At 63.3% G+C, this 1,172-nt stretch carries 2 protein-coding genes; one reads left to right on the top strand and one right to left on the bottom strand.

The window, feature by feature from the left end; translation table 11 throughout:
- Positions 1-158: 158 nt before the first annotated feature.
- On the bottom strand, positions 159-470 hold the full coding sequence (locus LJ725_RS28810) for a hypothetical protein (RefSeq protein ID WP_230554364.1): 312 nt from the start codon (positions 468-470) through the stop codon (positions 159-161).
- 573 nt (positions 471-1,043) lie between these two features.
- Here LJ725_RS28810 and LJ725_RS28805 point away from each other — a divergent pair.
- The coding region (locus LJ725_RS28805) for a DUF736 family protein (protein ID WP_230554365.1) at positions 1,044-1,172 on the top strand (129 nt) is incomplete at its 3' end.

Raw genomic sequence — 1,172 nt, 5'->3', positions numbered from 1 at the left:
ATCGCGATGATGGACGACGATCATCCACACAAAAATATGTGGCGTAAGGAGTCCGCTACCAGGCTCTACAGATACATTTACCACGTGCGCGCCACATATCGGGGAACGCCACATAACTTGCCGGACTGACAGCGGGCCTCGCTGCGTTTCACAGCGGGTCAGGTGTCATCCCTGCGATCATCGTCGGAGTTCTTACGGGGGGCGCGACCCTGGCGCTCGGACAGATTGCCTTCGCCACCACCCGTACGCCGCAGATCCGTGCCGTCATTGGTCTGCTCTACGCCGTGCCGGCAACGGTCGCCGGCTATCAGGTGTCGTTTGCGCTGGCCGGCGTCGGCATGTCCGCCGGCGGCTGGCAGATGGCATTCGCCATTGTCGGCGCCGTTCTCGCTGGCGTCACGGCCTTCTCGCGCATGACGCTGTTTTTCCTGCCGCCGGACGGACAGGGCATCGGAGGAGCCCCAACTCACTCGCCTGTTGGATGGTGGCCACACGACCAGAGACGGCGACGCTCTCGGCATTCCTCATCGTCGAGATTGGCGAAAGGTGGGTGATGAATGCTCGTTATGACGCGCGAGCGTGAACGCAGCCCTCGTTAGCGCTTCGATGAGTCTGCGTCTTCGCCACGGCCGACAGAGGCTGTGGCGGGTTCATCGTTTGCGCCAGGTTGGCTGGGGCGATGGCGTCCTTTTTCTACGCTACGGCCGCCTTTTCTTCGCCCGGCATGCCAGCCCTCTTGTGCAGGACCCTTCAGGTTAGCCACGACTTCTCGTGAGGATGCTGTTCGGCGTGCGACCCACGGCCTCTCCTTGGCTTGATCTAGCCGTAGGACGGCTGCGCCTCGATCGCCTGAGCCGCAACGGCGTCGGTTCGACTTTCTTCCCCTGGGCTTCGCCCATTCCTCGCGAGGCAAGAAAGTCGCTCCGCCGCCATCCTCCGCTGTGCTCCGGCCCGCGAGCGGGTGCAGCGTCGATCGCCTCCGGCAAACGATCGCCATCGAGGCCGCGATGGTCGCGGGGCTCGAAACAGCAAGGAGAAGTCACATGGCCAACATCGGTTCCTTCAAGAAGTCCGGCAACGAGTACCAGGGCGAGATCGTCACGCTCAGCGTCCAGACCAAGGGCGTCCGCATCGTCCCCGAGGCCAACCGCTCGAATGACAACGCCCCCAGC

This window comes from Reyranella aquatilis, assembly GCF_020880995.1.
Classification (GTDB): Bacteria; Pseudomonadota; Alphaproteobacteria; order Reyranellales; family Reyranellaceae; genus Reyranella; species Reyranella aquatilis.
The sequence above is the reverse complement of the archived record's forward strand: the minus strand, read 5'-3'. Positions and strand labels throughout refer to the sequence as shown.